This is a genomic window from Salmonella sp. 741265073_HBA (assembly GCF_046569105.1).
In the GTDB taxonomy this organism is placed as follows: Bacteria; Pseudomonadota; Gammaproteobacteria; order Enterobacterales; family Enterobacteriaceae; genus Salmonella; species Salmonella enterica.
In genome coordinates this window covers 1-26,124 of the sequence record NZ_JBKFRY010000024.1, presented here as the reverse complement: position 1 = coordinate 26,124, position 26,124 = coordinate 1, and the positions used below count along the sequence as shown (strand labels likewise).

General features: G+C 50.7%; 46 protein-coding genes and 1 pseudogene. 40 read left to right on the top strand and 7 right to left on the bottom strand.

Annotated features, from left to right (window positions below; all coding sequences use genetic code 11):
• The 3 genes from ACLD3P_RS21210 to bfr all read left to right on the top strand — a co-directional run.
• Positions 1-70 (top strand): hypothetical protein (locus ACLD3P_RS21210; protein WP_168992435.1); only part of this gene is annotated, 70 nt, incomplete at its 5' end.
• A 184-nt stretch (positions 71-254) separates the two neighbouring features.
• Positions 255-449, top strand: coding sequence for a bacterioferritin-associated ferredoxin (bfd, locus tag ACLD3P_RS21205; RefSeq protein WP_000289082.1), 195 nt, complete (start codon positions 255-257; stop codon positions 447-449).
• Positions 450-521: 72 nt separating this feature from the next.
• Positions 522-998: a bacterioferritin gene (gene bfr, locus ACLD3P_RS21200; protein ID WP_000675530.1), complete on the top strand. Its 477-nt coding sequence runs from the start codon at positions 522-524 to the stop codon at positions 996-998.
• Here bfr and hopD read toward each other — a convergent pair.
• Positions 995-1,462, bottom strand: a complete 468-nt coding sequence (gene hopD / locus ACLD3P_RS21195) for a prepilin peptidase (RefSeq protein WP_023218446.1) — start codon at positions 1,460-1,462, stop codon at positions 995-997. The two genes, bfr and hopD, sit on opposite strands and share 4 nt — an antisense overlap.
• Before the next feature lie 379 nt (positions 1,463-1,841).
• Between hopD and rpsJ the strand changes: the two genes are divergently transcribed.
• The 31 genes and pseudogenes from rpsJ to ACLD3P_RS21040 all read left to right on the top strand — a co-directional run.
• Positions 1,842-2,153: a 30S ribosomal protein S10 gene (gene rpsJ, locus ACLD3P_RS21190; protein WP_001181005.1), complete on the top strand. Its 312-nt coding sequence runs from the start codon at positions 1,842-1,844 to the stop codon at positions 2,151-2,153.
• A 32-nt stretch (positions 2,154-2,185) separates the two neighbouring features.
• Entirely contained in the window at positions 2,186-2,815 is a 630-nt protein-coding gene (gene rplC, locus ACLD3P_RS21185; RefSeq protein ID WP_000579838.1) for a 50S ribosomal protein L3, read from the top strand.
• 10 nt (positions 2,816-2,825) lie between these two features.
• Entirely contained in the window at positions 2,826-3,431 is a 606-nt protein-coding gene (rplD, locus tag ACLD3P_RS21180) for a 50S ribosomal protein L4 (protein WP_000424395.1), read from the top strand.
• The gene (gene rplW, locus ACLD3P_RS21175; RefSeq protein ID WP_000617546.1) at positions 3,428-3,730 is read left to right on the top strand and encodes a 50S ribosomal protein L23; all 303 of its coding nucleotides are present in this window, start codon (positions 3,428-3,430) and stop codon (positions 3,728-3,730) included. The genes rplD and rplW overlap by 4 nt, the downstream gene beginning before the upstream one ends.
• 17 nt (positions 3,731-3,747) lie before the next feature.
• The gene (gene rplB / locus ACLD3P_RS21170; RefSeq protein ID WP_000301869.1) at positions 3,748-4,569 is read left to right on the top strand and encodes a 50S ribosomal protein L2; all 822 of its coding nucleotides are present in this window, start codon (positions 3,748-3,750) and stop codon (positions 4,567-4,569) included.
• Positions 4,570-4,585: 16 nt separating this feature from the next.
• Complete coding sequence (gene rpsS, locus ACLD3P_RS21165) at positions 4,586-4,864, top strand: 30S ribosomal protein S19 (protein WP_001138115.1); 279 nt, start codon at positions 4,586-4,588, stop codon at positions 4,862-4,864.
• A gap of 14 nt (positions 4,865-4,878) precedes the next feature.
• Positions 4,879-5,211, top strand: a complete 333-nt coding sequence (gene rplV, locus ACLD3P_RS21160; protein ID WP_000447529.1) for a 50S ribosomal protein L22 — start codon at positions 4,879-4,881, stop codon at positions 5,209-5,211.
• Between the two features lie 17 nt (positions 5,212-5,228).
• A complete protein-coding gene (rpsC, locus tag ACLD3P_RS21155; RefSeq protein WP_269698863.1) occupies positions 5,229-5,930 on the top strand; it encodes a 30S ribosomal protein S3 in 702 nt (233 codons plus the stop codon).
• 12 nt (positions 5,931-5,942) lie between these two features.
• Positions 5,943-6,353: a 50S ribosomal protein L16 gene (gene rplP / locus ACLD3P_RS21150; protein WP_000941208.1), complete on the top strand. Its 411-nt coding sequence runs from the start codon at positions 5,943-5,945 to the stop codon at positions 6,351-6,353.
• Complete coding sequence (gene rpmC / locus ACLD3P_RS21145; RefSeq protein WP_000644742.1) at positions 6,353-6,544, top strand: 50S ribosomal protein L29; 192 nt, start codon at positions 6,353-6,355, stop codon at positions 6,542-6,544. Before rplP ends, rpmC begins: the two co-directional genes overlap by 1 nt.
• Positions 6,544-6,798, top strand: coding sequence for a 30S ribosomal protein S17 (rpsQ, locus tag ACLD3P_RS21140; protein WP_000130101.1), 255 nt, complete (start codon positions 6,544-6,546; stop codon positions 6,796-6,798). The genes rpmC and rpsQ overlap by 1 nt, the downstream gene beginning before the upstream one ends.
• Before the next feature lie 163 nt (positions 6,799-6,961).
• Entirely contained in the window at positions 6,962-7,333 is a 372-nt protein-coding gene (rplN, locus tag ACLD3P_RS21135; protein WP_000613954.1) for a 50S ribosomal protein L14, read from the top strand.
• 10 nt (positions 7,334-7,343) lie between these two features.
• Positions 7,344-7,658 (top strand): 50S ribosomal protein L24, encoded by a 315-nt coding sequence (rplX, locus tag ACLD3P_RS21130; RefSeq protein ID WP_000729185.1) that lies wholly within the window; start codon positions 7,344-7,346, stop codon positions 7,656-7,658.
• Positions 7,659-7,672: 14 nt separating this feature from the next.
• A complete protein-coding gene (rplE, locus tag ACLD3P_RS21125) occupies positions 7,673-8,212 on the top strand; it encodes a 50S ribosomal protein L5 (RefSeq protein ID WP_001096206.1) in 540 nt (179 codons plus the stop codon).
• A gap of 14 nt (positions 8,213-8,226) precedes the next feature.
• Positions 8,227-8,532, top strand: a complete 306-nt coding sequence (gene rpsN / locus ACLD3P_RS21120; RefSeq protein ID WP_001118932.1) for a 30S ribosomal protein S14 — start codon at positions 8,227-8,229, stop codon at positions 8,530-8,532.
• Positions 8,533-8,565: 33 nt separating this feature from the next.
• Complete coding sequence (rpsH, locus tag ACLD3P_RS21115; RefSeq protein WP_000062611.1) at positions 8,566-8,958, top strand: 30S ribosomal protein S8; 393 nt, start codon at positions 8,566-8,568, stop codon at positions 8,956-8,958.
• Positions 8,959-8,970: 12 nt separating this feature from the next.
• Positions 8,971-9,504, top strand: a complete 534-nt coding sequence (gene rplF, locus ACLD3P_RS21110; protein ID WP_000091939.1) for a 50S ribosomal protein L6 — start codon at positions 8,971-8,973, stop codon at positions 9,502-9,504.
• A 9-nt stretch (positions 9,505-9,513) separates the two neighbouring features.
• A complete protein-coding gene (gene rplR, locus ACLD3P_RS21105; RefSeq protein WP_000358956.1) occupies positions 9,514-9,867 on the top strand; it encodes a 50S ribosomal protein L18 in 354 nt (117 codons plus the stop codon).
• Positions 9,868-9,881: 14 nt separating this feature from the next.
• Positions 9,882-10,385, top strand: a complete 504-nt coding sequence (gene rpsE, locus ACLD3P_RS21100) for a 30S ribosomal protein S5 (RefSeq protein ID WP_000940121.1) — start codon at positions 9,882-9,884, stop codon at positions 10,383-10,385.
• Positions 10,386-10,388: 3 nt separating this feature from the next.
• The gene (rpmD, locus tag ACLD3P_RS21095; RefSeq protein ID WP_001140434.1) at positions 10,389-10,568 is read left to right on the top strand and encodes a 50S ribosomal protein L30; all 180 of its coding nucleotides are present in this window, start codon (positions 10,389-10,391) and stop codon (positions 10,566-10,568) included.
• A gap of 3 nt (positions 10,569-10,571) precedes the next feature.
• Positions 10,572-11,006, top strand: coding sequence for a 50S ribosomal protein L15 (gene rplO / locus ACLD3P_RS21090; protein ID WP_001238917.1), 435 nt, complete (start codon positions 10,572-10,574; stop codon positions 11,004-11,006).
• 7 nt (positions 11,007-11,013) lie between these two features.
• Positions 11,014-12,345 (top strand): preprotein translocase subunit SecY, encoded by a 1,332-nt coding sequence (gene secY / locus ACLD3P_RS21085; RefSeq protein WP_001118864.1) that lies wholly within the window; start codon positions 11,014-11,016, stop codon positions 12,343-12,345.
• Between the two features lie 31 nt (positions 12,346-12,376).
• Positions 12,377-12,493 carry a 50S ribosomal protein L36 gene (rpmJ, locus tag ACLD3P_RS21080; RefSeq protein WP_000868187.1) on the top strand — a complete coding sequence of 39 codons (117 nt, stop codon included), beginning with the start codon at positions 12,377-12,379 and terminating at the stop codon, positions 12,491-12,493.
• A 146-nt stretch (positions 12,494-12,639) separates the two neighbouring features.
• The gene (gene rpsM / locus ACLD3P_RS21075; protein ID WP_000090780.1) at positions 12,640-12,996 is read left to right on the top strand and encodes a 30S ribosomal protein S13; all 357 of its coding nucleotides are present in this window, start codon (positions 12,640-12,642) and stop codon (positions 12,994-12,996) included.
• Positions 12,997-13,012: 16 nt separating this feature from the next.
• On the top strand, positions 13,013-13,402 hold the full coding sequence (rpsK, locus tag ACLD3P_RS21070) for a 30S ribosomal protein S11 (RefSeq protein WP_001029758.1): 390 nt from the start codon (positions 13,013-13,015) through the stop codon (positions 13,400-13,402).
• Between the two features lie 33 nt (positions 13,403-13,435).
• The gene (rpsD, locus tag ACLD3P_RS21065; protein ID WP_000135226.1) at positions 13,436-14,056 is read left to right on the top strand and encodes a 30S ribosomal protein S4; all 621 of its coding nucleotides are present in this window, start codon (positions 13,436-13,438) and stop codon (positions 14,054-14,056) included.
• Between the two features lie 25 nt (positions 14,057-14,081).
• On the top strand, positions 14,082-15,071 hold the full coding sequence (locus tag ACLD3P_RS21060; protein WP_001162094.1) for a DNA-directed RNA polymerase subunit alpha: 990 nt from the start codon (positions 14,082-14,084) through the stop codon (positions 15,069-15,071).
• Between the two features lie 40 nt (positions 15,072-15,111).
• Positions 15,112-15,495, top strand: coding sequence for a 50S ribosomal protein L17 (rplQ, locus tag ACLD3P_RS21055; protein ID WP_001216370.1), 384 nt, complete (start codon positions 15,112-15,114; stop codon positions 15,493-15,495).
• Between the two features lie 107 nt (positions 15,496-15,602).
• A complete protein-coding gene (locus ACLD3P_RS21050) occupies positions 15,603-15,971 on the top strand; it encodes a DUF1992 domain-containing protein (RefSeq protein WP_109190310.1) in 369 nt (122 codons plus the stop codon).
• Positions 15,972-15,981: 10 nt separating this feature from the next.
• Positions 15,982-16,407: a Zn(2+)-responsive transcriptional regulator gene (gene zntR, locus ACLD3P_RS21045; protein WP_000285585.1), complete on the top strand. Its 426-nt coding sequence runs from the start codon at positions 15,982-15,984 to the stop codon at positions 16,405-16,407.
• A gap of 57 nt (positions 16,408-16,464) precedes the next feature.
• Positions 16,465-16,668: pseudogene (locus tag ACLD3P_RS21040) on the top strand (alternative ribosome-rescue factor A); the annotation flags it as partial.
• A 1-nt stretch (position 16,669) separates the two neighbouring features.
• Here ACLD3P_RS21040 and mscL read toward each other — a convergent pair.
• The 5 genes from mscL to def all read right to left on the bottom strand — a co-directional run bounded on the left by mscL (position 16,670) and on the right by def (position 21,436).
• Positions 16,670-17,083: a large-conductance mechanosensitive channel protein MscL gene (gene mscL, locus ACLD3P_RS21035; RefSeq protein ID WP_000008119.1), complete on the bottom strand. Its 414-nt coding sequence runs from the start codon at positions 17,081-17,083 to the stop codon at positions 16,670-16,672.
• Positions 17,084-17,224: 141 nt separating this feature from the next.
• The gene (trkA, locus tag ACLD3P_RS21030) at positions 17,225-18,601 is read right to left on the bottom strand and encodes a Trk system potassium transporter TrkA (RefSeq protein ID WP_000691374.1); all 1,377 of its coding nucleotides are present in this window, start codon (positions 18,599-18,601) and stop codon (positions 17,225-17,227) included.
• 21 nt (positions 18,602-18,622) lie between these two features.
• Positions 18,623-19,912: a 16S rRNA (cytosine(967)-C(5))-methyltransferase RsmB gene (gene rsmB / locus ACLD3P_RS21025; RefSeq protein WP_131046896.1), complete on the bottom strand. Its 1,290-nt coding sequence runs from the start codon at positions 19,910-19,912 to the stop codon at positions 18,623-18,625.
• Between the two features lie 51 nt (positions 19,913-19,963).
• Complete coding sequence (gene fmt / locus ACLD3P_RS21020) at positions 19,964-20,911, bottom strand: methionyl-tRNA formyltransferase (protein WP_001285165.1); 948 nt, start codon at positions 20,909-20,911, stop codon at positions 19,964-19,966.
• 15 nt (positions 20,912-20,926) lie between these two features.
• A complete protein-coding gene (def, locus tag ACLD3P_RS21015) occupies positions 20,927-21,436 on the bottom strand; it encodes a peptide deformylase (RefSeq protein WP_000114987.1) in 510 nt (169 codons plus the stop codon).
• 131 nt (positions 21,437-21,567) lie between these two features.
• Between def and dprA the strand changes: the two genes are divergently transcribed.
• From dprA to ACLD3P_RS20985, 6 genes are read left to right on the top strand one after another with little or no spacing between them, the layout of a single operon-like run.
• Entirely contained in the window at positions 21,568-22,692 is a 1,125-nt protein-coding gene (gene dprA / locus ACLD3P_RS21010) for a DNA-protecting protein DprA (protein ID WP_080095436.1), read from the top strand.
• On the top strand, positions 22,664-23,137 hold the full coding sequence (smg, locus tag ACLD3P_RS21005) for a DUF494 family protein Smg (RefSeq protein WP_000460663.1): 474 nt from the start codon (positions 22,664-22,666) through the stop codon (positions 23,135-23,137). The genes dprA and smg overlap by 29 nt, the downstream gene beginning before the upstream one ends.
• 26 nt (positions 23,138-23,163) lie before the next feature.
• On the top strand, positions 23,164-23,706 hold the full coding sequence (locus tag ACLD3P_RS21000; RefSeq protein WP_001129708.1) for a type I DNA topoisomerase: 543 nt from the start codon (positions 23,164-23,166) through the stop codon (positions 23,704-23,706).
• 4 nt (positions 23,707-23,710) lie between these two features.
• Positions 23,711-24,283 carry an L-threonylcarbamoyladenylate synthase type 1 TsaC gene (tsaC, locus tag ACLD3P_RS20995; protein ID WP_001063621.1) on the top strand — a complete coding sequence of 191 codons (573 nt, stop codon included), beginning with the start codon at positions 23,711-23,713 and terminating at the stop codon, positions 24,281-24,283.
• 4 nt (positions 24,284-24,287) lie between these two features.
• Positions 24,288-25,106: a shikimate dehydrogenase gene (gene aroE / locus ACLD3P_RS20990; protein ID WP_000451205.1), complete on the top strand. Its 819-nt coding sequence runs from the start codon at positions 24,288-24,290 to the stop codon at positions 25,104-25,106.
• Entirely contained in the window at positions 25,103-25,360 is a 258-nt protein-coding gene (locus ACLD3P_RS20985; protein WP_001070575.1) for a DUF1488 domain-containing protein, read from the top strand. Before aroE ends, ACLD3P_RS20985 begins: the two co-directional genes overlap by 4 nt.
• Here ACLD3P_RS20985 and ACLD3P_RS20980 read toward each other — a convergent pair.
• On the bottom strand, positions 25,336-25,890 hold the full coding sequence (locus ACLD3P_RS20980; RefSeq protein WP_001285635.1) for a gamma carbonic anhydrase family protein: 555 nt from the start codon (positions 25,888-25,890) through the stop codon (positions 25,336-25,338). The two genes, ACLD3P_RS20985 and ACLD3P_RS20980, sit on opposite strands and share 25 nt — an antisense overlap.
• Between the last annotated feature and the right edge of the window lie 234 nt (positions 25,891-26,124).

Below are 26,124 nucleotides of genomic sequence, written 5' to 3'. Positions count from 1 at the left end.
TCTGCGTTTCGCAATCCGTGAAGGCGGCCGTACCGTTGGCGCGGGCGTTGTTGCTAAAGTTCTGGGCTAATTACTCGTTAATTAGTTTTGAATTGAAGAGGGCGCTTCGGCGCCCTTTTTGTTGCCTGCTATTTAGCCGCTGTTATATTTATTCACCCTTTTTAACGCTTCTCCCGTGGCGTAAATCGCTTTGTGCTATTGTAATCATAACCATTCTCATTTACACTTTGTGCGGAAATTGAACGGGAGCGATCATGTACGTTTGTTTGTGTAATGGTATAAGCGATAAAAAAATCCGCCAGGCTGTACGACAATTTCATCCACAGTCATTTCAACAGTTGCGTAAATTTATTCCTGTGGGAAATCAATGTGGTAAGTGTATTCGCGCCGCGCGAGAAGTGATGCAGGATGAGTTAACGCAAATGCCGGAATTTAAAGAGATCGCCTGAGTCACACTCTTTTTTTTGACATCCCTGTAGCCCCATCTACGCTCTAGAGAGTGGAAGCGGAGGGACTATAAAATGAAAGGTGATGTTAAAATCATAAATTATCTCAATAAACTATTGGGAAATGAGCTTGTCGCAATTAATCAGTATTTTCTTCATGCCCGTATGTTCAAAAACTGGGGGCTGACCCGGCTTAATGATGTTGAGTACCATGAATCCATTGATGAGATGAAACACGCCGATAAGTATATTGAGCGTATTTTATTTCTGGAAGGCATACCGAACCTACAGGATCTGGGCAAGCTGGGCATCGGTGAAGATGTCGAAGAGATGCTACGATCGGATCTCCGGCTCGAACTGGAAGGCGCAAAAGATCTACGTGAGGCAATAGCCTATGCCGATAGCGTTCATGATTATGTCAGCCGGGATATGATGATTGAAATTCTTGCCGACGAGGAAGGTCACATCGACTGGCTGGAAACTGAGCTGGATTTGATTGCCAAACTTGGTATGCAAAATTATCTGCAATCACAAATTAAGGTTACCGATTAACCGTCTGGAAAGAAAGCTTTCCAACCTGTTATGAAACCCGCCACCGCCAGCCATGGCCCAAAAGGTAGCGGGTTTATTAATGCCGATTTACCTCTCACCAGTAGCGCGACGCCAAACCCGCCACAGGCCAACATGGCGGCAAGGAAAACCAGTAACGGCAGTGTTTCCCAACAATGCCACGCTCCTAAGGCAGCGAGGTACTTGACGTCGCCATATCCAAGCCCCTCTTTCTGATAACGCAGGCGATAGCCCCAGTAAATTAACGCGAATCCGCTATAGCCGGCGATAGCACCCCAAAGCGCATCCGGTAAACGCTCCGGCAGGCAAATCTGGTGATAAAGCAGACCACCCCACAGTAATGGACAGGTAAACCGGTCAGGCAACAGACCGGTACGCGCGTCGTATATGCCAAGTAATAAAGAGAACGACGCATAAAAAATGAGAAAGGGGAGGGCAACAAACATAAGCAACTCCTCGTCAAGGCTTGTGCTCACCTTTATAGATTTATGCGACAACGACAACGACGTATCGCCAGATTTGCCTGATGCCTTCCAAAGAAAAGATGCGCGTTGCCATCCCATGCGTACCACCTGGAATCATGCTCGCATAAGAATAAAGCGCTTAATTTCTATCCGACACTTGCGTCAGGCTGAGATTTACGTATAATGCGCGGGCTTGTCGTAATTGACGGCAGGTTCGATTTGAACCTCGAATAGCCGATTTGGCTATTTAACAATGCTCCCAATCGGGGAGCTACGTAAGAACGGTTACACTCTCCCATCAATCGTAATGGGTGTGAGGAGTAATCATTTTCGTTTATAAAATAATTGGAGCTCTGGTCTCATGCAGAACCAAAGAATCCGTATCCGCCTGAAAGCGTTTGATCATCGTCTGATCGATCAATCAACCGCGGAAATCGTCGAGACTGCCAAGCGCACTGGTGCGCAGGTTCGCGGTCCGATCCCGCTGCCGACCCGCAAAGAGCGCTTTACCGTTCTGATCTCTCCGCACGTTAACAAAGATGCGCGCGATCAGTACGAAATTCGCACTCACAAGCGTCTGGTTGACATCGTTGAGCCAACCGAGAAAACCGTTGATGCTCTGATGCGTCTGGACCTGGCTGCCGGTGTAGACGTGCAGATCAGCCTGGGTTAATCAGGTCATCGAGCGATTGAGAGGTTGATACAATGATTGGTTTAGTCGGTAAAAAAGTGGGTATGACCCGCATCTTCACTGAAGATGGCGTCTCTATCCCAGTAACCGTAATCGAAGTTGAAGCAAACCGTGTTACTCAGGTTAAAGACCTGGCTAACGATGGCTACCGCGCTGTTCAGGTTACTACGGGTGCTAAAAAAGCTAACCGTGTCACCAAGCCGGAAGCGGGTCACTTTGCTAAAGCTGGCGTAGAAGCTGGCCGTGGTCTGTGGGAATTCCGTCTGGCTGAAGGCGAAGAATACACCGTAGGTCAGAGCATCAGCGTTGAACTGTTTGCTGACGTTAAAAAAGTTGACGTAACCGGTACCTCTAAAGGTAAAGGTTTCGCTGGTACCGTTAAGCGCTGGAACTTCCGTACCCAGGACGCTACTCACGGTAACTCCTTGTCTCACCGCGTTCCGGGTTCTATCGGTCAGAACCAGACTCCGGGCAAAGTGTTCAAAGGCAAGAAAATGGCAGGTCAGATGGGTAATGAGCGCGTAACCGTTCAGAGCCTTGACGTAGTACGCGTTGACGCTGAGCGCAACCTGCTGCTGGTTAAGGGTGGTGTTCCGGGTGCAACCGGTTGCGACCTGATCGTTAAACCAGCTGTGAAGGCGTAAGGGGATAGCAATGGAATTAGTATTGAAAGACGCGCAGAGCGCGCTGACTGTTTCCGAAACTACCTTCGGTCGTGATTTCAACGAAGCGCTGGTTCACCAGGTTGTTGTTGCTTATGCAGCTGGTGCTCGTCAGGGTACTCGTGCTCAGAAGACTCGTGCTGAAGTAACTGGTTCCGGTAAAAAACCGTGGCGCCAGAAAGGCACTGGCCGTGCGCGTTCAGGTTCTATCAAGAGCCCGATCTGGCGTTCCGGTGGCGTGACCTTCGCTGCTCGTCCGCAGGACCACAGTCAAAAAGTTAACAAGAAGATGTACCGCGGCGCGCTGAAAAGCATCCTGTCCGAACTGGTACGTCAGGATCGTCTGATCGTTGTCGAGAAGTTCTCTGTAGAAGCGCCGAAAACTAAGCTGCTGGCACAGAAACTGAAAGACATGGCTCTGGAAGATGTGCTGATCATCACCGGTGAGCTGGACGAGAACCTGTTCCTGGCCGCACGTAACCTGCACAAGGTTGACGTACGCGATGCGACTGGTATCGACCCGGTTAGCCTGATCGCCTTCGACAAAGTCGTAATGACTGCTGATGCTGTTAAGCAAGTTGAGGAGATGCTGGCATGATTCGTGAAGAACGTCTGCTGAAGGTGCTGCGCGCACCGCACGTTTCTGAAAAAGCGTCTACTGCGATGGAAAAAACCAACACCATCGTTCTCAAAGTTGCTAAAGACGCGACCAAAGCAGAAATCAAAGCTGCTGTGCAGAAACTGTTTGAAGTCGAAGTCGAAGTCGTTAACACCCTGGTCGTTAAAGGGAAAGTTAAACGTCACGGACAGCGTATCGGTCGTCGTAGCGACTGGAAAAAAGCTTACGTCACCCTGAAAGAAGGCCAGAATCTGGACTTCGTCGGCGGCGCTGAGTAAGTCGGAGGAGTAATACAATGGCAGTTGTTAAATGTAAACCGACATCTCCGGGTCGTCGCCACGTCGTTAAAGTGGTCAACCCAGAGCTGCACAAGGGCAAACCTTTTGCTCCGCTGGTTGAAAAAAACAGCAAATCCGGTGGTCGTAACAACAATGGCCGTATCACCACTCGTCATATCGGTGGTGGTCACAAACAGGCTTATCGTATTGTTGACTTCAAACGCAACAAAGACGGTATCCCGGCAGTTGTTGAACGTCTTGAGTACGATCCGAACCGTTCCGCGAACATCGCGCTGGTTCTGTACAAAGACGGCGAACGCCGTTACATCCTGGCCCCGAAAGGCCTGAAAGCTGGCGACCAGATTCAGTCTGGCGTTGATGCTGCAATCAAAGCAGGCAACACCCTGCCGATGCGCAATATCCCGGTTGGTTCTACCGTTCATAACGTAGAAATGAAACCAGGTAAAGGCGGTCAGCTGGCACGTTCCGCTGGTACTTACGTTCAGATCGTTGCTCGTGATGGCGCTTATGTCACCCTGCGTCTGCGTTCTGGTGAAATGCGTAAAGTCGAAGCAGACTGCCGTGCAACCCTGGGCGAAGTTGGCAATGCTGAGCATATGCTGCGCGTTCTGGGTAAAGCAGGTGCTGCACGCTGGCGTGGCGTTCGTCCTACCGTTCGCGGTACTGCGATGAACCCAGTAGACCACCCACATGGTGGTGGTGAAGGTCGTAACTTTGGTAAGCACCCGGTAACTCCGTGGGGCGTTCAGACCAAAGGTAAGAAGACCCGCAGCAACAAGCGTACTGATAAATTCATCGTACGTCGCCGTAGCAAATAATTTTAGAGGATAAGCCATGCCACGTTCTCTCAAGAAAGGTCCTTTTATTGACCTGCACTTGCTGAAGAAGGTAGAGAAAGCGGTGGAAAGCGGAGACAAGAAGCCCCTGCGCACTTGGTCCCGTCGTTCAACGATCTTTCCTAACATGATCGGTTTGACCATCGCTGTCCATAATGGTCGTCAGCACGTTCCGGTATTTGTTTCCGACGAAATGGTCGGTCACAAACTGGGTGAATTCGCACCGACTCGTACTTATCGCGGCCACGCTGCTGATAAAAAAGCGAAGAAGAAATAAGGTAGGAGGAAGAGATGGAAACTATCGCTAAACATCGCCATGCTCGTTCTTCTGCTCAGAAGGTTCGCCTTGTTGCTGACCTGATTCGCGGTAAGAAAGTGTCGCAGGCTCTGGATATTCTGACCTACACCAACAAGAAAGCGGCTGTACTGGTCAAGAAAGTTCTGGAATCTGCCATTGCTAACGCTGAACACAACGATGGCGCTGACATTGACGATCTGAAAGTTACGAAAATTTTCGTAGACGAAGGCCCGAGCATGAAGCGCATTATGCCGCGTGCAAAAGGTCGTGCAGATCGCATCCTGAAGCGCACCAGCCACATCACTGTGGTTGTGTCCGATCGCTGAGACTCTGGAGACTAGCAATGGGTCAGAAAGTACATCCTAATGGTATTCGCCTGGGTATTGTAAAACCATGGAGCTCTACCTGGTTTGCGAACACCAAAGAATTCGCTGACAACCTGGACAGCGATTTTAAAGTACGTCAGTACCTGACGAAGGAACTGGCTAAAGCGTCTGTATCTCGTATCGTTATCGAGCGTCCGGCTAAGAGCATCCGTGTGACTATTCACACCGCTCGCCCGGGTATCGTTATCGGTAAAAAAGGTGAAGACGTAGAAAAACTGCGTAAGGTCGTAGCGGATATCGCTGGCGTTCCTGCACAGATCAACATCGCCGAAGTTCGTAAACCTGAACTGGACGCTAAACTGGTTGCTGACAGCATCACTTCTCAGCTGGAACGTCGCGTTATGTTCCGTCGTGCGATGAAGCGTGCTGTACAGAACGCCATGCGTCTGGGCGCTAAAGGTATCAAAGTTGAAGTTAGCGGCCGTCTGGGCGGCGCGGAAATCGCACGTACCGAATGGTACCGCGAAGGTCGCGTACCGCTGCACACTCTGCGTGCTGACATCGACTACAACACCTCTGAAGCGCACACCACTTATGGTGTAATCGGCGTTAAAGTGTGGATCTTCAAAGGCGAGATCCTGGGTGGTATGGCTGCTGTTGAACAACCGGAAAAACCGGCTGCTCAACCGAAAAAGCAGCAGCGTAAAGGCCGTAAATAAGGAGCGTCGCTGATGTTACAACCAAAGCGTACAAAATTCCGTAAAATGCACAAAGGCCGCAACCGTGGTCTGGCTGCAGGCGCGGATGTTAGCTTCGGCAGCTTCGGCCTGAAAGCTGTTGGCCGTGGTCGTCTGACTGCCCGTCAGATCGAAGCAGCACGTCGTGCTATGACCCGTGCAGTTAAGCGTCAAGGTAAGATCTGGATCCGTGTATTCCCGGACAAACCGATCACTGAAAAGCCGCTGGCAGTGCGTATGGGTAAAGGTAAAGGTAACGTGGAGTATTGGGTTGCCTTGATTCAGCCGGGTAAAGTCCTGTATGAAATGGACGGCGTACCGGAAGAGCTGGCCCGTGAAGCATTCAAGCTGGCAGCAGCGAAACTGCCGATTAAAACCACCTTTGTAACTAAGACGGTGATGTAATGAAAGCAAAAGAGCTGCGTGAGAAGAGCGTTGAAGAGCTGAACACCGAGCTACTGAACCTGCTGCGTGAGCAGTTCAACCTGCGTATGCAGGCTGCAAGTGGCCAGCTGCAACAGTCTCACCTGTTGAAGCAAGTGCGTCGTGATGTCGCACGCGTTAAGACTTTACTGACTGAGAAGGCGGGTGCGTAATGACCGATAAAATCCGTACTCTGCAAGGTCGCGTGGTTAGCGACAAAATGGAGAAATCCATTGTTGTTGCTATCGAACGTTTTGTGAAACACCCGATCTACGGTAAATTCATCAAGCGTACGACCAAAATGCACGTACATGACGAGAACAACGAATGCGGTATCGGCGACGTGGTTGAAATCCGCGAATGCCGTCCGCTGTCCAAGACCAAATCCTGGACTCTGGTTCGCGTTGTAGAGAAAGCGGTTCTGTAATACAGTACGCATTCTCAACGAATAAACGGCTCAGCGATGGGCCGTTTATTTTTTCTACCCATATCTGATTTGCGGTGTTATAATGCCGCGCCCTCGATATGGGGTTTTTTTAACGACCTGATTTTCGGGTCTCAGTAGTAGTTGACATTAGCGGAGCACTAAAATGATCCAAGAACAGACTATGCTGAACGTCGCCGACAACTCCGGTGCACGTCGCGTAATGTGTATCAAGGTTCTGGGTGGCTCGCACCGTCGCTACGCAGGCGTAGGCGACATCATTAAGATCACCATCAAAGAAGCGATTCCGCGTGGTAAGGTCAAAAAAGGTGATGTGCTGAAGGCGGTAGTGGTGCGCACCAAGAAGGGTGTTCGTCGCCCGGACGGTTCTGTCATTCGCTTCGATGGTAATGCATGCGTTATTTTAAACAATAACAGCGAGCAGCCTATCGGTACGCGTATTTTTGGGCCGGTAACTCGTGAACTTCGTAACGAGAAGTTCATGAAAATTATCTCTCTGGCACCAGAAGTACTCTAAGGAGCGAATCATGGCAGCGAAAATCCGTCGTGATGACGAAGTTATCGTGTTAACCGGTAAAGATAAAGGTAAACGCGGTAAAGTTAAGAATGTCCTGTCTTCCGGCAAGGTCATTGTTGAAGGTATCAACCTGGTTAAGAAACACCAGAAGCCGGTTCCGGCTCTGAACCAACCGGGCGGCATCGTTGAAAAAGAAGCTGCAATTCAGGTTTCTAACGTTGCAATCTTCAATGCGGCAACCGGCAAGGCTGACCGTGTAGGCTTTAGATTCGAAGACGGCAAAAAAGTCCGTTTCTTCAAGTCTAACAGCGAAACTATCAAGTAATTTGGAGTAGTACGATGGCGAAACTGCATGATTACTACAAAGACGAAGTAGTTAACAAACTCATGACTGAGTTTAACTACAATTCTGTCATGCAAGTCCCTCGGGTCGAGAAGATCACCCTGAACATGGGTGTTGGTGAAGCGATCGCTGACAAGAAACTGCTGGATAACGCAGCAGCAGACCTGACAGCAATCTCCGGTCAAAAACCGTTGATCACCAAAGCACGCAAATCTGTTGCAGGCTTCAAAATCCGTCAGGGCTATCCGATCGGCTGTAAAGTAACTCTGCGTGGCGAACGCATGTGGGAGTTCTTTGAGCGCCTGATCACTATTGCTGTTCCTCGTATCCGTGACTTCCGTGGCTTGTCCGCTAAGTCATTCGACGGTCGTGGTAACTACAGCATGGGTGTCCGTGAGCAGATCATCTTCCCAGAAATCGACTACGATAAAGTCGACCGCGTTCGTGGTTTGGATATTACCATTACCACTACTGCGAAATCTGACGAAGAAGGCCGTGCTCTGCTGGCTGCCTTTGACTTCCCGTTCCGCAAGTAAGGTAGGGTTACTAAATGGCTAAGCAATCAATGAAAGCACGCGAAGTAAAACGCGTAGCTTTAGCTGATAAATACTTCGCGAAACGCGCTGAACTGAAAGCGATCATCTCTGATGTGAACGCAACCGACGAAGATCGTTGGAATGCGGTTCTTAAGCTGCAGACTCTGCCGCGTGATTCCAGCCCGTCACGTCAGCGTAACCGCTGCCGTCAAACTGGTCGTCCGCACGCTTTCCTGCGGAAGTTCGGGTTGAGCCGTATTAAGGTCCGTGAAGCCGCTATGCGCGGTGAAATTCCGGGTCTGAAAAAGGCTAGCTGGTAATTGTCACCAATTGAATCACGGGAGTAAAGACAGATGAGCATGCAAGATCCGATCGCGGATATGCTGACCCGTATCCGTAACGGTCAGGCCGCGAACAAAGCTGCGGTCACCATGCCTTCCTCCAAGCTGAAAGTGGCAATTGCCAACGTGCTGAAGGAAGAAGGTTTTATTGAAGATTTTAAAGTTGAAGGCGACACCAAGCCGGAACTGGAACTGACTCTTAAGTATTTCCAGGGTAAAGCTGTTGTAGAAAGCATTCAGCGTGTCAGCCGCCCAGGCCTGCGCATCTACAAACGTAAAGATGAGCTGCCGAAAGTTATGGCCGGTCTGGGTATCGCAGTTGTTTCTACCTCTAAAGGTGTTATGACTGATCGTGCAGCGCGCCAGGCTGGTCTTGGTGGCGAAATTATCTGCTACGTAGCCTAATCGGAGGAAAAAATGTCTCGTGTTGCTAAAGCACCGGTCGTTGTTCCTGCCGGCGTTGATGTCAAAATCAACGGTCAGGTTATTACGATCAAAGGTAAAAACGGCGAGCTGACTCGTACTCTCAACGATGCTGTTGAAGTTAAACATGCAGATAATGCACTGACCTTCGGTCCGCGTGATGGTTACGCAGACGGTTGGGCACAGGCTGGTACCGCGCGTGCCCTGCTGAACTCAATGGTTATCGGTGTTACCGAAGGCTTCACTAAGAAGCTGCAGCTGGTTGGTGTAGGTTATCGTGCAGCGGTTAAAGGGAATGTAGTAAACCTGTCTTTAGGTTTCTCTCACCCGGTTGACCATCAGCTGCCGGCAGGTATTACTGCTGAATGTCCGACTCAAACTGAAATCGTGCTGAAAGGCGCTGATAAGCAGGTGATCGGTCAGGTTGCAGCAGATCTGCGCGCCTACCGTCGTCCTGAGCCTTACAAAGGCAAGGGTGTTCGTTACGCCGACGAAGTCGTGCGTACCAAAGAGGCTAAGAAGAAGTAAGGTAACACTATGGATAAGAAATCTGCTCGTATCCGTCGTGCGACCCGCGCACGCCGCAAGCTCAAAGAGCTGGGCGCAACTCGCCTGGTGGTACATCGTACCCCGCGTCATATTTACGCACAGGTAATTGCACCGAACGGTTCTGAAGTTCTGGTAGCTGCTTCTACTGTAGAAAAAGCTATCGCTGAACAACTGAAGTACACCGGTAACAAAGACGCGGCTGCAGCTGTGGGTAAAGCTGTCGCTGAACGCGCTCTGGAAAAAGGCATCAAAGATGTGTCCTTTGACCGTTCCGGGTTCCAATATCATGGTCGTGTCCAGGCACTGGCAGATGCTGCCCGTGAAGCTGGCCTTCAGTTCTAAGGTAGAGGTGTAAGATGGCTCACATCGAAAAACAAGCTGGCGAACTGCAGGAAAAGCTGATCGCGGTAAACCGCGTATCTAAAACCGTTAAAGGTGGTCGTATTTTCTCCTTCACAGCTCTGACTGTAGTAGGCGATGGTAACGGTCGCGTAGGTTTTGGTTACGGTAAAGCGCGTGAAGTTCCAGCAGCGATCCAGAAAGCGATGGAAAAAGCCCGTCGCAATATGATTAACGTCGCGCTGAACAACGGCACCCTGCAGCACCCGGTTAAAGGTGTTCACACGGGGTCTCGTGTATTCATGCAGCCAGCTTCCGAAGGTACCGGTATCATCGCCGGTGGTGCAATGCGCGCCGTTCTGGAAGTTGCTGGGGTTCATAACGTTCTGGCTAAAGCATACGGTTCCACCAACCCGATCAACGTGGTTCGTGCAACTATTGATGGCCTGGAAAATATGAATTCTCCAGAAATGGTCGCTGCCAAGCGTGGTAAATCCGTTGAAGAAATTCTGGGGAAATAAACCATGGCAAAGACTATTAAAATTACTCAAACCCGCAGTGCAATCGGTCGTCTGCCGAAACACAAGGCAACGCTGCTTGGCCTGGGTCTGCGTCGTATTGGTCACACCGTAGAGCGCGAGGATACTCCTGCTGTTCGTGGTATGGTCAACGCGGTTTCCTTCATGGTTAAAGTTGAGGAGTAAGAGATGCGTTTAAATACTCTGTCTCCGGCCGAAGGCTCCAAAAAGGCGGGTAAACGCCTGGGTCGTGGTATCGGTTCTGGCCTCGGTAAAACCGGTGGTCGTGGTCACAAAGGTCAGAAGTCTCGTTCTGGCGGTGGCGTACGTCGCGGTTTCGAGGGTGGTCAGATGCCTCTGTACCGTCGTCTGCCGAAATTCGGCTTCACTTCTCGCAAAGCAGCGATTACAGCCGAAGTTCGTCTGTCTGACCTGGCGAAAGTAGAAGGCGGCGTTGTAGACCTGAACACGCTGAAAGCGGCAAACATTATCGGTATCCAGATCGAGTTCGCGAAAGTGATCCTGGCTGGCGAAGTCACTACTCCGGTAACTGTTCGTGGCCTGCGTGTTACTAAAGGCGCTCGTGCTGCTATCGAAGCTGCTGGCGGTAAAATCGAGGAATAAGTAGCAGATGGCTAAACAACCGGGATTAGATTTTCAAAGTGCCAAAGGTGGCTTAGGTGAGCTGAAACGCAGACTGCTGTTTGTTATCGGCGCGCTGATTGTGTTCCGTATTGGCTCTTTTATTCCGATCCCTGGTATTGATGCCGCTGTACTTGCCAAACTGCTTGAGCAACAGCGAGGCACCATCATTGAAATGTTTAACATGTTCTCTGGTGGTGCTCTCAGCCGTGCTTCTATCTTTGCCCTGGGGATCATGCCGTATATTTCGGCGTCGATCATTATCCAGCTGTTGACGGTGGTTCATCCAACGCTGGCAGAAATTAAGAAAGAAGGGGAGTCTGGTCGTCGTAAGATCAGCCAGTACACCCGTTACGGTACTCTGGTGCTGGCGATATTCCAGTCGATCGGTATTGCTACCGGTTTGCCGAATATGCCTGGTATGCAGGGCCTGGTGATGAATCCAGGCTTTGCATTCTATTTCACCGCTGTTGTAAGTCTGGTTACAGGAACCATGTTCCTGATGTGGCTCGGCGAACAGATTACTGAGCGCGGTATCGGTAACGGTATCTCAATCATCATCTTCGCTGGTATCGTTGCGGGACTCCCGCCAGCCATTGCCCATACTATCGAGCAAGCGCGTCAAGGCGACCTGCACTTCCTCGTGTTGCTGTTGGTTGCAGTATTAGTATTTGCAGTGACGTTCTTTGTAGTATTCGTTGAACGTGGTCAACGCCGTATTGTGGTAAACTACGCCAAACGTCAGCAAGGTCGTCGTGTCTATGCTGCACAGAGCACACATTTACCGCTGAAAGTGAATATGGCGGGGGTAATCCCGGCAATCTTCGCTTCCAGTATTATTCTGTTCCCGGCGACCATCGCGTCATGGTTCGGGGGCGGTACTGGTTGGAACTGGCTGACAACAATTTCGCTGTATTTGCAGCCTGGGCAACCGCTTTATGTGTTACTCTATGCGTCTGCAATCATCTTCTTCTGTTTCTTCTACACGGCGTTGGTTTTCAACCCGCGTGAAACAGCAGATAACCTGAAGAAGTCCGGTGCATTTGTACCAGGAATTCGTCCGGGAGAGCAAACGGCGAAGTATATCGATAAAGTAATGACCCGCCTGACCCTGGTTGGTGCGCTGTATATTACCTTTATCTGCCTGATCCCGGAGTTCATGCGTGATGCAATGAAAGTGCCGTTCTACTTCGGTGGGACCTCACTGCTTATCGTTGTTGTCGTGATTATGGACTTTATGGCTCAAGTGCAAACTCTGATGATGTCCAGTCAGTATGAGTCTGCATTGAAGAAGGCGAACCTGAAAGGCTACGGCCGTTAATTGGTCGCCTGAGAAGTTACGGAGAGTAAAAATGAAAGTTCGTGCTTCCGTCAAGAAATTATGCCGTAACTGCAAAATCGTTAAGCGTGATGGTGTCATCCGTGTGATTTGCAGTGCCGAGCCGAAGCATAAACAGCGCCAAGGCTGATTTTTTCGCATATTTTTCTTGCAAAGTTGGGTTGAGCTGGCTAGATTAGCCAGCCAATCTTTTGTATGTCTGTACGTTTCCATTTGAGTATCCTGAAAACGGGCTTTTCAGCATGGTACGTACATATTAAATAGTAGGAGTGCATAGTGGCCCGTATAGCAGGCATTAACATTCCTGATCAGAAACACGCCGTGATCGCGTTAACTTCGATCTACGGTGTCGGCAAGACCCGTTCTAAAGCCATCCTGGCTGCAGCGGGTATCGCTGAAAATGTTAAGATCAGTGAGCTGTCTGAAGAACAAATCGACACGCTGCGTGACGAAGTTGCCAAATTTGTCGTTGAAGGTGATCTGCGCCGTGAAATCAGCATGAGCATCAAGCGCCTGATGGATCTTGGTTGCTATCGCGGTTTGCGTCATCGTCGTGGTCTCCCGGTTCGCGGTCAGCGTACCAAGACCAACGCTCGTACCCGTAAGGGTCCGCGCAAACCGATCAAGAAATAATCGGGGTGATTGAATAATGGCAAAGGCACCAGTTCGCGCACGTAAACGTGTAAGAAAACAAGTCTCTGACGGCGTGGCTCATATCCATGCTTCTTTCAACAACACCATCGTGACTATTACCGATCGTCAGGGTAATGCGCTGGGTTGGGCAACAGCCGGTGGTTCCGGTTTCCGTGGTTCTCGCAAATCCACTCCGTTTGCAGCTCAGGTTGCAGCAGAGCGTTGCGCTGACGCCGTGAAAGAATACGGTATCAAGAATCTGGAAGTTATGGTTAAAGGTCCGGGTCCAGGCCGCGAATCTACTATTCGTGCTCTGAACGCCGCTGGTTTCCGCATCACTAATATTACTGATGTGACTCCGATCCCTCATAACGGTTGTCGTCCGCCGAAAAAACGTCGCGTATAACGCTTCGTTTTCCAGGTTAGTTGGAGAAAGAAAATGGCAAGATATTTGGGTCCTAAGCTCAAGCTGAGCCGTCGTGAGGGCACCGACTTATTCCTTAAGTCTGGCGTTCGCGCGATCGATACCAAGTGTAAAATTGAACAAGCTCCTGGCCAGCACGGTGCGCGTAAACCGCGTCTGTCTGACTATGGTGTGCAGTTGCGTGAAAAGCAAAAAGTTCGCCGCATTTACGGTGTGCTGGAGCGTCAGTTCCGTAACTACTACAAAGAAGCAGCACGTCTGAAAGGCAACACCGGTGAAAACCTGTTGGCTCTGCTGGAAGGTCGTCTGGACAACGTTGTATACCGTATGGGCTTCGGCGCCACTCGTGCAGAAGCACGTCAGCTGGTTAGCCATAAAGCAATTATGGTAAACGGTCGTGTTGTTAACATCGCTTCTTATCAGGTTAGTCCGAATGACGTTGTTAGCATTCGTGAGAAAGCGAAGAAGCAGTCTCGCGTGAAAGCCGCTCTGGAGCTGGCTGAGCAGCGTGAAAAGCCAACCTGGCTGGAAGTTGATGCTGGCAAGATGGAAGGTACGTACAAGCGTAAGCCTGAGCGTTCTGATCTGTCTGCGGACATTAACGAACACCTGATCGTCGAGCTTTACTCCAAGTAAAGCTTAGTACCAAAGAGAGGACACAATGCAGGGTTCTGTGACAGAGTTTCTAAAACCGCGCCTGGTAGATATCGAGCAAGTGAGTTCGACGCACGCCAAGGTGACCCTTGAGCCTTTAGAGCGTGGCTTCGGCCATACTCTGGGTAACGCACTGCGCCGTATTCTGCTCTCATCGATGCCGGGTTGCGCGGTGACCGAGGTTGAGATTGATGGTGTACTACATGAGTACAGCACCAAAGAAGGCGTTCAGGAAGACATCCTGGAAATCCTGCTCAACCTGAAAGGGCTGGCGGTGAGAGTTCAGGGTAAAGATGAAGTTATTCTTACCTTGAATAAATCTGGCATTGGCCCTGTGACTGCAGCCGATATCACCCATGATGGGGATGTCGAAATCGTCAAGCCGCAGCACGTGATCTGCCACCTGACCGATGAAAACGCGTCTATTAGTATGCGTATCAAAGTTCAGCGCGGTCGTGGTTATGTGCCGGCTTCTACCCGAATTCATTCGGAAGAAGATGAGCGCCCAATCGGCCGTCTGCTGGTCGACGCCTGCTACAGCCCTGTAGAGCGTATTGCCTACAATGTTGAAGCAGCGCGTGTAGAACAGCGTACCGACCTGGACAAGCTGGTCATCGAAATGGAAACCAACGGCACAATCGATCCTGAAGAGGCGATTCGTCGTGCGGCAACCATCCTGGCTGAACAACTGGAAGCTTTCGTTGATTTACGTGATGTACGTCAACCGGAAGTGAAAGAAGAGAAACCAGAATTCGATCCGATCCTGCTGCGCCCTGTTGACGATCTGGAATTGACTGTCCGCTCTGCTAACTGCCTCAAGGCAGAAGCTATCCACTATATCGGTGATCTGGTACAGCGTACCGAGGTTGAGCTTCTTAAGACGCCTAACCTGGGTAAAAAATCTCTTACCGAGATTAAAGACGTGCTGGCTTCCCGTGGACTGTCTCTGGGTATGCGCCTGGAAAACTGGCCACCGGCAAGCATCGCTGACGAGTAACCGGATCACAGGTTAAGGTTTTACTGAGAAGGATAAGGTCATGCGCCATCGTAAGAGTGGTCGTCAACTGAACCGCAACAGCAGCCATCGCCAGGCTATGTTCCGCAACATGGCAGGTTCACTGGTTCGTCATGAAATCATCAAGACGACCCTGCCTAAAGCGAAAGAGCTGCGTCGCGTAGTTGAGCCGCTGATTACTCTTGCCAAGACTGATAGCGTTGCTAATCGTCGTCTGGCATTCGCCCGTACTCGTGATAACGAGATCGTGGCAAAACTGTTTAACGAGCTGGGCCCGCGTTTCGCGAGCCGCGCCGGTGGTTACACTCGCATTCTGAAGTGTGGCTTCCGTGCAGGCGACAACGCGCCGATGGCATACATCGAGCTGGTTGATCGTTCAGAGAAAACAGAAGCTGCTGCAGAGTAATCTGTAGTAACGTAAAAAAACCCGCTTCGGCGGGTTTTTTTATACCCTCCTGAACCCCATATATCTACAATAATTGTATTCTTTTCGTTCAATCCCTGGAGCGACGTATGTGGTTACTTGACCAGTGGGCAGAGCGTCATATTATCGAGGCACAGCGTAAAGGCGAGTTTGATAATCTGCCTGGCCGCGGCGAGCCGCTTATTCTGGATGATGATTCTCATGTGCCGGCGGAACTTCGTGCGGGTTATCGCTTACTCAAGAATGCGGGCTGTCTTCCCCCTGAACTGGAGCAGCGCAGAGACGCTATTCAGTTACTTGATATCCTCAACAGTATCCGGGAAGATGACCCTCGATACCATCAGGTTAGTCGCCGGCTCTCGCTGCTTGAACTAAAACTTCGGCAGGCTGGGTTGAGTACCGACTTTTTACACGGTGAGTATGCAGAAAAACTGCTGCATAAAATCAACGATAATTAACGGAGCTTGTATGTATCGCATTGGTGAGCTGGCAAAGCTGGCAGACGTAACGCCTGATACCATTCGCTACTATGAAAAACAGCAGATGATGGATCATGAGGTACGTACTGAAGGCGGGTTTCGTCTGTATACCGAAAACGATCTGCAGCGTCTCAAATTTATTCGTTATGCGCGACAGTTGGGTTTCACGCTCGACTCGATCCGCGAACTTTTATCGATCCGAATTGATCCTGAGCACCATACCTGTCAGGAGTCAAAAAGTATTGTGCAAGAGCGATTGCAGGAGGTTGAAGCCAGGATTGCGGAACTGCAAACGATGCAGCGTTCATTACAAAGGCTTAATGATGCTTGTTGCGGAACGGCCCACAGTAGCGTCTATTGTTCCATTCTGGAAGCCCTGGAGCAGGGGGCCAGTGGAGCGAAATCAGGATGTTGATTTATTGAACCGGCGGGGCTACACTCGCGCCGTTAATTTATACAATCGGGAGACATTATGAGTCGTTATCAACATAAGAAAGGGCAGATAAAGGACAATGCCATTGAGGCATTACTGCATGATCCACTGTTCAGGCAACGCGTTGAAAAAAATAAGAAAGGCAAAGGAAGTTATCTGCGTAAAGGTAAACACGGTAATCGAGGGAACTGGGAGGCCAGTGGCAAGAAAGTAAGTGACTTTTTTACCACTGGCCTTCTGCTTATTAAGAACGGTTATTTTGTTCTTTCAGCAGATCGCGGATTTCGCCCAATAACACTTCCTCTTTAGAAGGCGCTGGCGGAGCTGCCGGCTCTTCTGCTTTTTTACGGTTGAGTCTGTTGATAAGCTTAATGGCAACAAAGATAGCAAAGGCCACAATCACAAAATCAAATACGTTCTGGATAAACACGCCGTAATGCATGACGACCGCCGGAATATCTCCCTGCGCTTCGCGTAACGTAAAAGCAAATTGTTTAAAGTCGATCCCGCCGATTAACAATCCCAACGGCGGCATAATGATATCGGCAACCAGTGAAGAAACAATCTTACCGAATGCCGCGCCAATAATGACACCCACTGCCAAATCCACAACATTCCCGCGCATCGCGAATTCGCGAAATTCTTTAATAAAACTCATTTTTATTCTCCCTATGCAGCTGACGTTATAAGTTTAACAAATGCTAAGGCATTTTCCATTTACGGCTTCTGTTTAGCGAAATAAATTAAACCTTGATAAATAAAGGGAATTAAAAAGGGCGCTGAATGAGCGCCCCTTAAATTAGAGGAAGAAAGGACTTGGCTGGAACAGACGTTCGACGTCGGTAATAAACTTTTTATCGGTCAAAAACATAATGACGTGATCGCCTTGTTCAATGCGCAAATTGTCATTAGCAATCATGACATCATTACCGCGAACGACCGCGCCAATAATGGTGCCTGGCGGCAGTTTAATTTCGTCAATGACGCGGCCAACCACGCGGGAAGTGCTTTCATCGCCGTGCGCGACGGCTTCGATGGCTTCGGCAACCCCGCGACGTAGTGAGGAAACGCCGACGATATCTGCTTTACGCACATGGCTCAGTAATGCAGAGATGGTGGCCTGCTGCGGAGAAATCGCAATATCTATAACGCTACCCTGCACAAGATCGACATAAGCTCGACGCTGAATCAGCACCATCACTTTTTTGGCACCCATCCGCTTAGCCAACATCGCGGACATGATATTGGCTTCATCATCGTTAGTGACCGCGATAAAGAGATCGACCTGATCAATATGCTCCTCCGCCAGCAATTCCTGATCGGAAGCGTCGCCAAAAAAGACGATCGTGTTTTGCAGTTTCTCAGCCAGTTCTGCGGCGCGTTGTTGATCGCGTTCGATCAATTTAACGCTATAGTCTTTTTCCAGACGCCTTGCCAGCCCGGCGCCGATATTGCCGCCGCCCACCAGCATGATGCGCTTGTAGGGTTTTTCCAGACGCTGTAATTCGCTCATTACTGCACGGATATGCTGTGAAGCCGCAATAAAGAAGACTTCATCCCCTGCTTCCACGATAGTCGAGCCCTGAGGACGGATTGGTCTGTCATGGCGGAAAATTGCGGCAACACGGGTATCGATATGCGGCATATGCTCTCGCATTGTCGAGAGCGCGTTACCTATTAGTGGACCGCCATAGTAGGCTTTTACTACTGCCAGACTGACTTTCCCTTCGGCAAAGTTTACAACCTGTAATGCTCCCGGATACTCGATCAGACGATAAATATTATCGATAACCAACTGCTCCGGCGCGATCAGATGATCAATCGGAACCGCTTCAGAATGAAAGAGTTTATCCGCATCGCGAACATAGTCCGGGGAGCGAATGCGAGCGATACGGTTTGGAGTGTTGAAGAGTGAATAGGCTACCTGACAGGCAACCATATTAGTTTCATCTGAACTGGTGACAGCGACCAGCATATCCGCATCGTCAGCGCCCGCTTCGCGCAACACGCGGGGATGCGAACCATGCCCCTGAACTACGCGTAGATCGAACTTATCTTGCAAACTGCGTAACCGTTCGCCGTTGGTATCAACCACCGTGATGTCGTTGTTTTCGCCGACCAGGTTTTCCGCCAGTGTTCCGCCAACTTGCCCTGCGCCCAGTATGATAATTTTCATCAGTCGTGGCCCGTTATCTCATCACTTCTTGATTAGCTTAGCGTAAAAGAACCCATCACCTTCTTCGCTGCCCGGCAGATTTTGCTGTCCTGGCTGATCAGGTGTTCCCGTTTCGCTGAGCGCAGCATCGGGAGTGCGTTGCAAAAAGGCTTTGATCTGATCGCGGTTTTCTTCCGGCAGTACGGAGCAGGTGGCGTAAACCAGCGTCCCGCCGGGTTTCAGGCGCGGCCAGACGGCATCAAGAATTTCCGCCTGTAATTGCGTCAGTTCCGCGATATCGCGATCGCGACGCAGCCATTTGATATCTGGATGACGGCGAATGACGCCGGTTGCGGAGCAGGGCGCATCCAGCAGAATACGGTCAAACTGCTGCTCGCCGCACCATTGGGCGGGATAACGTCCATCCCCTTGTTTAACTGTCGCTTTCATCCCAAGACGCTTTAGGTTGTCGTAAACGCGGGAGAGCCGTTGTTCATCAATATCAACCGCCAACACATCTGCTTCGGGGGCCACTTCGAGAATATGCGTGGTTTTACCGCCGGGCGCGGCGCACAAGTCTAAAATGTGCTCACCGTTCTGAGGAGCGAGAAAAACCGCACATCCCTGCGCAGAGGCATCCTGGACAGTTACCCAACCCTCAGCAAAACCGGGTAAAGCATGTACCGGAGCTGGCGTTTCCAGACGTACAGCGTCGGGATAATCGGGATGCGGATATCCCTTCATGCCTGCGTCTTCAAGTAAGCCAAGCCAACCGTCGCGGGTGTGGTGTGTACGATTTACACGTAGCCACATCGGTGGACGCTGGTTATTCGCTTCAATAATGCGTTGCCACTGTGTGGGGTAGGCATTTTGCAAACGCTTTACCAGCCAACCGGGATGTAAAAAGCGCGCATCGCTGGTCGCAAACTCATTAAGCAACGTTTCCTGCTGGCGCTGGAACTGGCGCAGGACGCCGTTAATTAACCCTTTCAACTGCGGACGTTTGATGGCGACCGCGCCTTCAACGGTTTCAGCCAGCGCCGCATGGGGAGGGACGCGGGTGTACAGCAACTGATAAAAGCCGACCATAATTAAGTAATGCACAGTACGCTGCTTGCCGGTCATTGGACGAGACATCAGCTTATTGATCAGCCATTCCAGCTGTGAAAGAGTGCGCAGGACGCCAAAGCACAGCTCCTGAAGTAGCGCTTTGTCTTTATCGGCGACTTTTTGTTGCAGCGGCGGGAGCACATTACTTAATGATTGTCCCTGCTCGACGACCTGTTCAACGGCCTGTGCTGCCAGACTACGTAAATTGTTTTGTTTTTTCATATGTATAAAATAAAAATGCCCGGTAACACCGGGCTTATAAAGACGTGACCGTCAGGCAAGACGGTTACCAGGAATAAACCATTCCCGGCGTGAATTTAACAGATCCTGGGCGCTCATCGCTTTTTTGCCGGCAGGCTGAAGCGAAAGCAAATTTAATATCCCCTTGCCTGTTGCAACCTGAATGCCCTGTTTCGTCGCGGCCAGAATGGTTCCCGGCAGCGACTGCGTGGCGTCCTCAATGACGGACGCCTGCCAGACTTTTACCGGCTGGCCGTCGATTTCCAGCCAGCTCATTGGCCACGGATTAAAGGCGCGAATGCAACGCTCCAGCTGTGCTGCGGAGAGAGACCAGTCAATACGCGCTTCTTCTTTACTGAGCTTTTCCGCATGAGTAACCAGCGCTTCATTCTGCGCTTCAGGCGTCGCTGTGCCGTCCGCCAGTTGTTTTAGTGTGGTAATTAACCCCTGCGGGCCAAGTTCAGCCAACTTATTATACAGTGAGCCACTGGTATCTTCTGCGGTAATCGGGCACGCAAGTTTATACAGCATGTCGCCGGTATCCAGCCCTACATCCATCTGCATAATTGTGACGCCGGTTTCCGCATCGCCTGCCCAGAGTGAGCGCTGAATAGGCGCCGCGCCGCGCCAGCGTGGAAGCAGCGAACCGTGAACGTTGATACATCCGAGACGGGGCATATCCAGCACTGCCTTTGGGAGAATCAGACCATATGCTACGACAACCATGACGTCGGCATGTAAGTCAGCAACCAGATGCTGGTTTTCCTGAGGACGAAGCGACACGGGCTGGAAAACGGGCAGGCCTTTTTCTTCCGCCAGCACTTTTACCGGGCTGGGCATCAACTTTTTGCCGCGACCTGCTGGACGATCGGGTTGGGTAAATACGCCGACAACGTTATGTCCAGAAGTTAACAGCGCGTCGAGATGACGCGCTGCAAAGTCAGGTGTACCCGCAAAAATAATACGTAGTGAATCTGACACGTTGGTTCTTGTCCTTTAAGCCCGGGCGTTCAGGCGGTCGAGTTTTTCTACTTTCTGACGAATACGTTGTTGTTTCAGCGGCGACAAATAATCGATAAACAGTTTACCGACCAGGTGATCCATCTCATGCTGAATGCAGATTGCCAGCAAACCATCCGCTTCAAGCTCAAACGGGTTGCCGTCGCGATCCAGCGCGCGGATTTTCACTTTCTCGGCGCGCGGCACTAAAGCGCGTTGTTCCGGAATCGACAGACAGCCTTCTTCTATACCCGTTTCGCCACTTTTCTCCAGCAATTCCGGGTTAATGAGTACCAGGCGCTCGTCGCGGTTTTCCGAAACGTCAATCACGATGATCCGCTGGTGGATATCGACCTGCGTTGCGGCCAGACCGATACCTTCTTCCGCGTACATCGTTTCGAACATATCATCGACGATACGCTGAATTTCTGCATTCACTTCTTCAACCGGCTTTGCGACTTTGCGAAGGCGCTCGTCCGGAATATGTAACACTTGCAAAACTGACATAATTATCCAGAGTTGTGTTCAGGAGTTGAAAAGATTATTACCTCTATTCTAGACAAATCCCCACCTGATTGACAGCATCAGTGACCAATCGCAAAGATTGTTCAGACTGCTTGTGGCAGGGGAGGGAAAGGATGGCCCGTACCGAAATTTGGTTACGTTTAATGTACGTCGGCGACCTTTATGGCGAGGCGATGTTGAACATCGCGAACTCGCTTATTCGCCAGCCTCAGATAAATCGCACGCACCTTCAGGAGGCTGGTCTTACCGCGCGGCAAGCTGAACGTTTTTTACAGCTTCCAGCAGGTGTGCTTGATGAGACATTACGCTGGCTTGAACTACCGCAGCACCATTTTCTGTGTGCGGATAGTGAGATTTATCCTCCCCAACTGCGTGCTATTGACGATTATCCCGGCGCTATTTTTATTGACGGCGATCCTGCCTGTCTGCATACCTGCCAACTTGCCGTCGTAGGAAGCCGGAGCCACTCCTGGTATGGAGAACGCTGGGGACGTCTGCTTTGCGAAAGCCTTGCGAAAAGCGGTTTGACGATCACCAGCGGCCTTGCCCGGGGAATTGATGGCGTAGCACACAACGCCGCGGTGAGTATGGGGGGGAAAAGTGTAGCGGTGTTAGGGAATGGTTTGGCAAAGATTTATCCTCGTCGACATGCCATGCTGGCTGAAAACTTGATTGCCACCGGCGGCGCAGTGGTCTCAGAATTTCCGCTTTCAACGCCTCCGCTACCGCAAAATTTTCCTCGCAGAAACCGCATTATCAGCGGACTGAGCAAAGGCGTGCTGGTGATTGAGGCGGCGTTGCGCAGCGGTTCGTTGGTGACGGCGCGCTGCGCGCTTGAACAGGGGCGGGACGTTTTTGCATTACCAGGCCCTATCGGTAGTCCGGGAAGCGAAGGAACGCACTGGTTAATTAAACAAGGGGCCACGCTTGTGACGACGCCGGAGGATATTCTGGAAAATTTGCAATACGGCTTACACTGGTTGCCAACTACGGCGGAAAATTCACTTTATTCACTAAATCAGGATGAGGCGGCATTGCCATTTCCTGAGCTCCTGGCTAACGTAGGAGATGAGGTAACACCTGTTGACGTCGTCGCTGAACGTGCCGGCCAACCTGTGCCAGCGGTAGTGGCTCAGCTACTCGAACTGGAGTTAGCAGGATGGATCGCAGCTGTACCCGGCGGCTATGTCCGATTAAGGAGGGCAAGCCATGTTCGACGTACTAATGTATTTGTTTGAAACATACATCCATAACGAAGCCGAGCTGCGCGTGGATCAGGACAGACTGGAGCGTGATCTCACCGACGCTGGGTTTGATCGCGAAGACATCTACAATGCGCTGCTGTGGCTGGAAAAACTCGCTGACTATCAGGATGGCCTCGCGGAACCCATGCAACTTGCTTCCGACCCTCTTTCAATGCGCATTTATACGGTTGAAGAGTGTGAAAGGCTTGATGCCAGTTGCCGGGGGTTCCTGTTATTCCTTGAGCAGATTCAGGTGCTAAACCTCGAAACACGAGAAATGGTGATTGAGCGTGTGCTGGCGCTGGATACCGCAGAGTTTGACCTGGAAGACTTGAAATGGGTTATTTTGATGGTGTTATTCAACATTCCGGGCTGTGAAAACGCCTATCAGCAAATGGAAGAATTACTCTTTGAGGTAAATGAAGGTATGCTGCATTGATAGGTGTTAATGCTGCATGAGTGAATATGGCTAAATCAGCACTGTTTTCGGTGCGTAAAAATGAGCCCTGCCCGCAGTGCGGGGCCGAACTGGTAATTCGCTCCGGGAAACATGGTCCGTTTCTCGGCTGTTCTCGCTATCCGGAATGCGATTACGTTCGTCCGCTGAAAAGTCAGGCGGACGGACATATCGTTAAAATTCTGGAGGGGCAACTGTGTCCTGAGTGTGGCGCCGTACTGGTGCTGCGTCAGGGGCGCTTTGGCATGTTCATCGGATGCAGTCAGTATCCGCAATGTGAACATACAGTGGTTATTGATAAACCGGATGAAACGGCGATTGCCTGTCCAGCCTGCCAGCAAGGACATTTGGTCCAGCGCCGTTCTCGTTACGGTAAAATCTTTCATTCCTGCGATCGCTACCCGGAATGTCAGTTCGTCATTAACTTCACACCGGTTGCGGGGGAATGCCCCGAGTGCCATTATCCGCTACTCATCGAAAAGAAAACCGCGCAGGGCGTGAAGCGCTTTTGCGCCAGTAAACAATGTGGAAAGCCGGTTCCGGTGGAATAAACAAGTGAATAATAACCTGCCAACAGGATCTATCGTCGCAGCGGTAGATCTCCTGAATAAAGAAAATGTCATCGCTTATCCAACAGAAGCCGTTTTCGGCGTCGGCTGCGATCCCGATAGTGAAACAGCCGTTACGCGCCTGCTGGCGTTAAAACAACGGCCCGTCGATAAGGGACTCATTTTGATTGCCGCCAGCTTTGAGCAGTTAAAACCTTATATTGATGACAGCATACTTACCGCCGCACAGCGTAAAGCGGTATTTGATTGCTGGCCCGGGCCGGTAACGTTTGTTTTTCCTGCGCCCGCGACAACGCCGCGTTGGCTCACGGGACGTTTTGATTCCCTGGCCGTTCGTGTTACCAACCACCCGCTGGTGGTCGCGCTATGCAATGCGTATGGCAAACCGCTGGTTTCCACCAGCGCCAATCTGAGCGGATTACCGCCATGTCGTACCGTTGAAGAGGTACGTGCGCAATTTGGCGATGATTTTCCGGTGGTTGAAGGCGCAACGGGTGGGCGTTTAAATCCTTCAGAAATTCGCGATGCTCTGACGGGCGAACTGTTTCGACAGGGGTAATATGATGGAAACCTATGCTGTTTTTGGAAATCCGATTGCTCACAGCAAATCGCCATTTATTCATCAGCAATTTGCTCAGCAGCTAGATATTGTTCACCCCTATGGTCGCGTGCTGGCCCCTATTAATAATTTCATTAATACGCTTGATGCTTTTTTCGCGGCAGGGGGAAAAGGCGCAAACATCACAGTACCTTTTAAAGAGGAGGCGTTTGCGCGATCGGATGAGTTAACGGAACGAGCATCGCTGGCGGGAGCAGTCAATACATTAAAGCGGCTGGAAGATGGTCGTTTGCTTGGCGACAATACTGACGGTATCGGTTTATTAAGCGATCTCAAACGGTTAAATTTTATCCGCCCAGGATGGCGTATTTTGCTGATTGGCGCGGGCGGCGCATCCCGGGGCGTGCTGTTACCTCTGCTTTCTTTGGATTGCGCGGTCACTATCACTAACCGTACAGCTTCACGTGCCGAAGCGTTGGCGAAAATCTTTGCTCATACCGGCAGCGTTCATGCCACGGATATGGACAAGCTGGATGGTTGTGAGTTTGACCTGATTATTAATGCGACCTCCAGCGGCATACGGGGCGAAATCCCGGCGATTCCGGCGTCACTTATTCACCCTTCCCTCTGTTGCTATGACATGTTCTATCAAAAAGGGAATACGCCATTTCTCTCCTGGTGTGTACAACAGGGCGCAAAACGCTACGCAGATGGGCTGGGAATGCTGGTGGGGCAGGCTGCACATGCCGTTTTGCTTTGGCACGGTGTATTACCGCAGGTCGAGCCAGTGATTGAGCTGCTACAGCAGGAATTATTAGCGTGAACCAGGCCATACAATTTCCTGACCGCGAAGAATGGGATACTGCCGCCAGCGCTGTCATCTTTCCCGCCCTGGTTAATGGGATGCAACTCACGTGTGCAATAAAAAAAGATGTACTGGCGTATCGCTTTGGTGGAGAAACAGCGGAGCAATGGCTGGCCATTTTTCGTGAGTATCGCTGGGACCTGGAAGAAGAGGCTGAAGCATTAATCCTGGCCCAGCAGGAAGACGATCACGGTTGGATATGGTTATCCTGAGAAAGATAGTCGTCTTTCCATTTTACATAGTTATTGGCGGAGTATTGCAGGCCCGATCTCTCAGCATCGCTTAGGGGGCGGATCTGTTTTACCGGACTGCCAAGATATAAATAGCCGCTTTCCAGCCGTTTGTGCTGCGGCACCAGGCTTCCCGCGCCAATCATTACGTCATCTTCTATTATCGCGCCATCCAGCACAATGGAGCCCATACCGACCAGTACGCGGTTACCGATGGTACAGCCGTGCAGCATAACTTTATGGCCAACGGTAACATCTTCGCCAATGATTAATGGGTTGCCGTGTGGATTGGATGGAGACTTGTGGGTTACGTGAAGAACGCTGCCATCCTGAATGTTCGTACGAGCCCCTATCGCAACGTAATTCACATCGCCGCGAATCACCACAAGCGGCCAGATCCCGACATCATCCGCCAGACGGACATCGCCAATAACCACGCTGCTGGTATCGATCATCACGCGCTGACCGATTTCAGGAAAAAGATCCTTATAAGGACGTAATGTGTCAGACATGTCTACCTCATCATAAATGAATAGTCATGAAGACTTTGGTTGCTTTAACGGCGTTGTGCAAGGGGAGATAGCATCAAAAAATCGCCACTTTGCGCAGGAATGGAGCGAAAGGGATGAAAAATCAACAAACAGAAAAAAAGATCCAAAAAACGCTTGTGCAAAAAAATGGGATCCCTATAATGCGCCTCCATCGACACGGCGGATGTGAATCACTTCACACAAACAGCCGGTCGG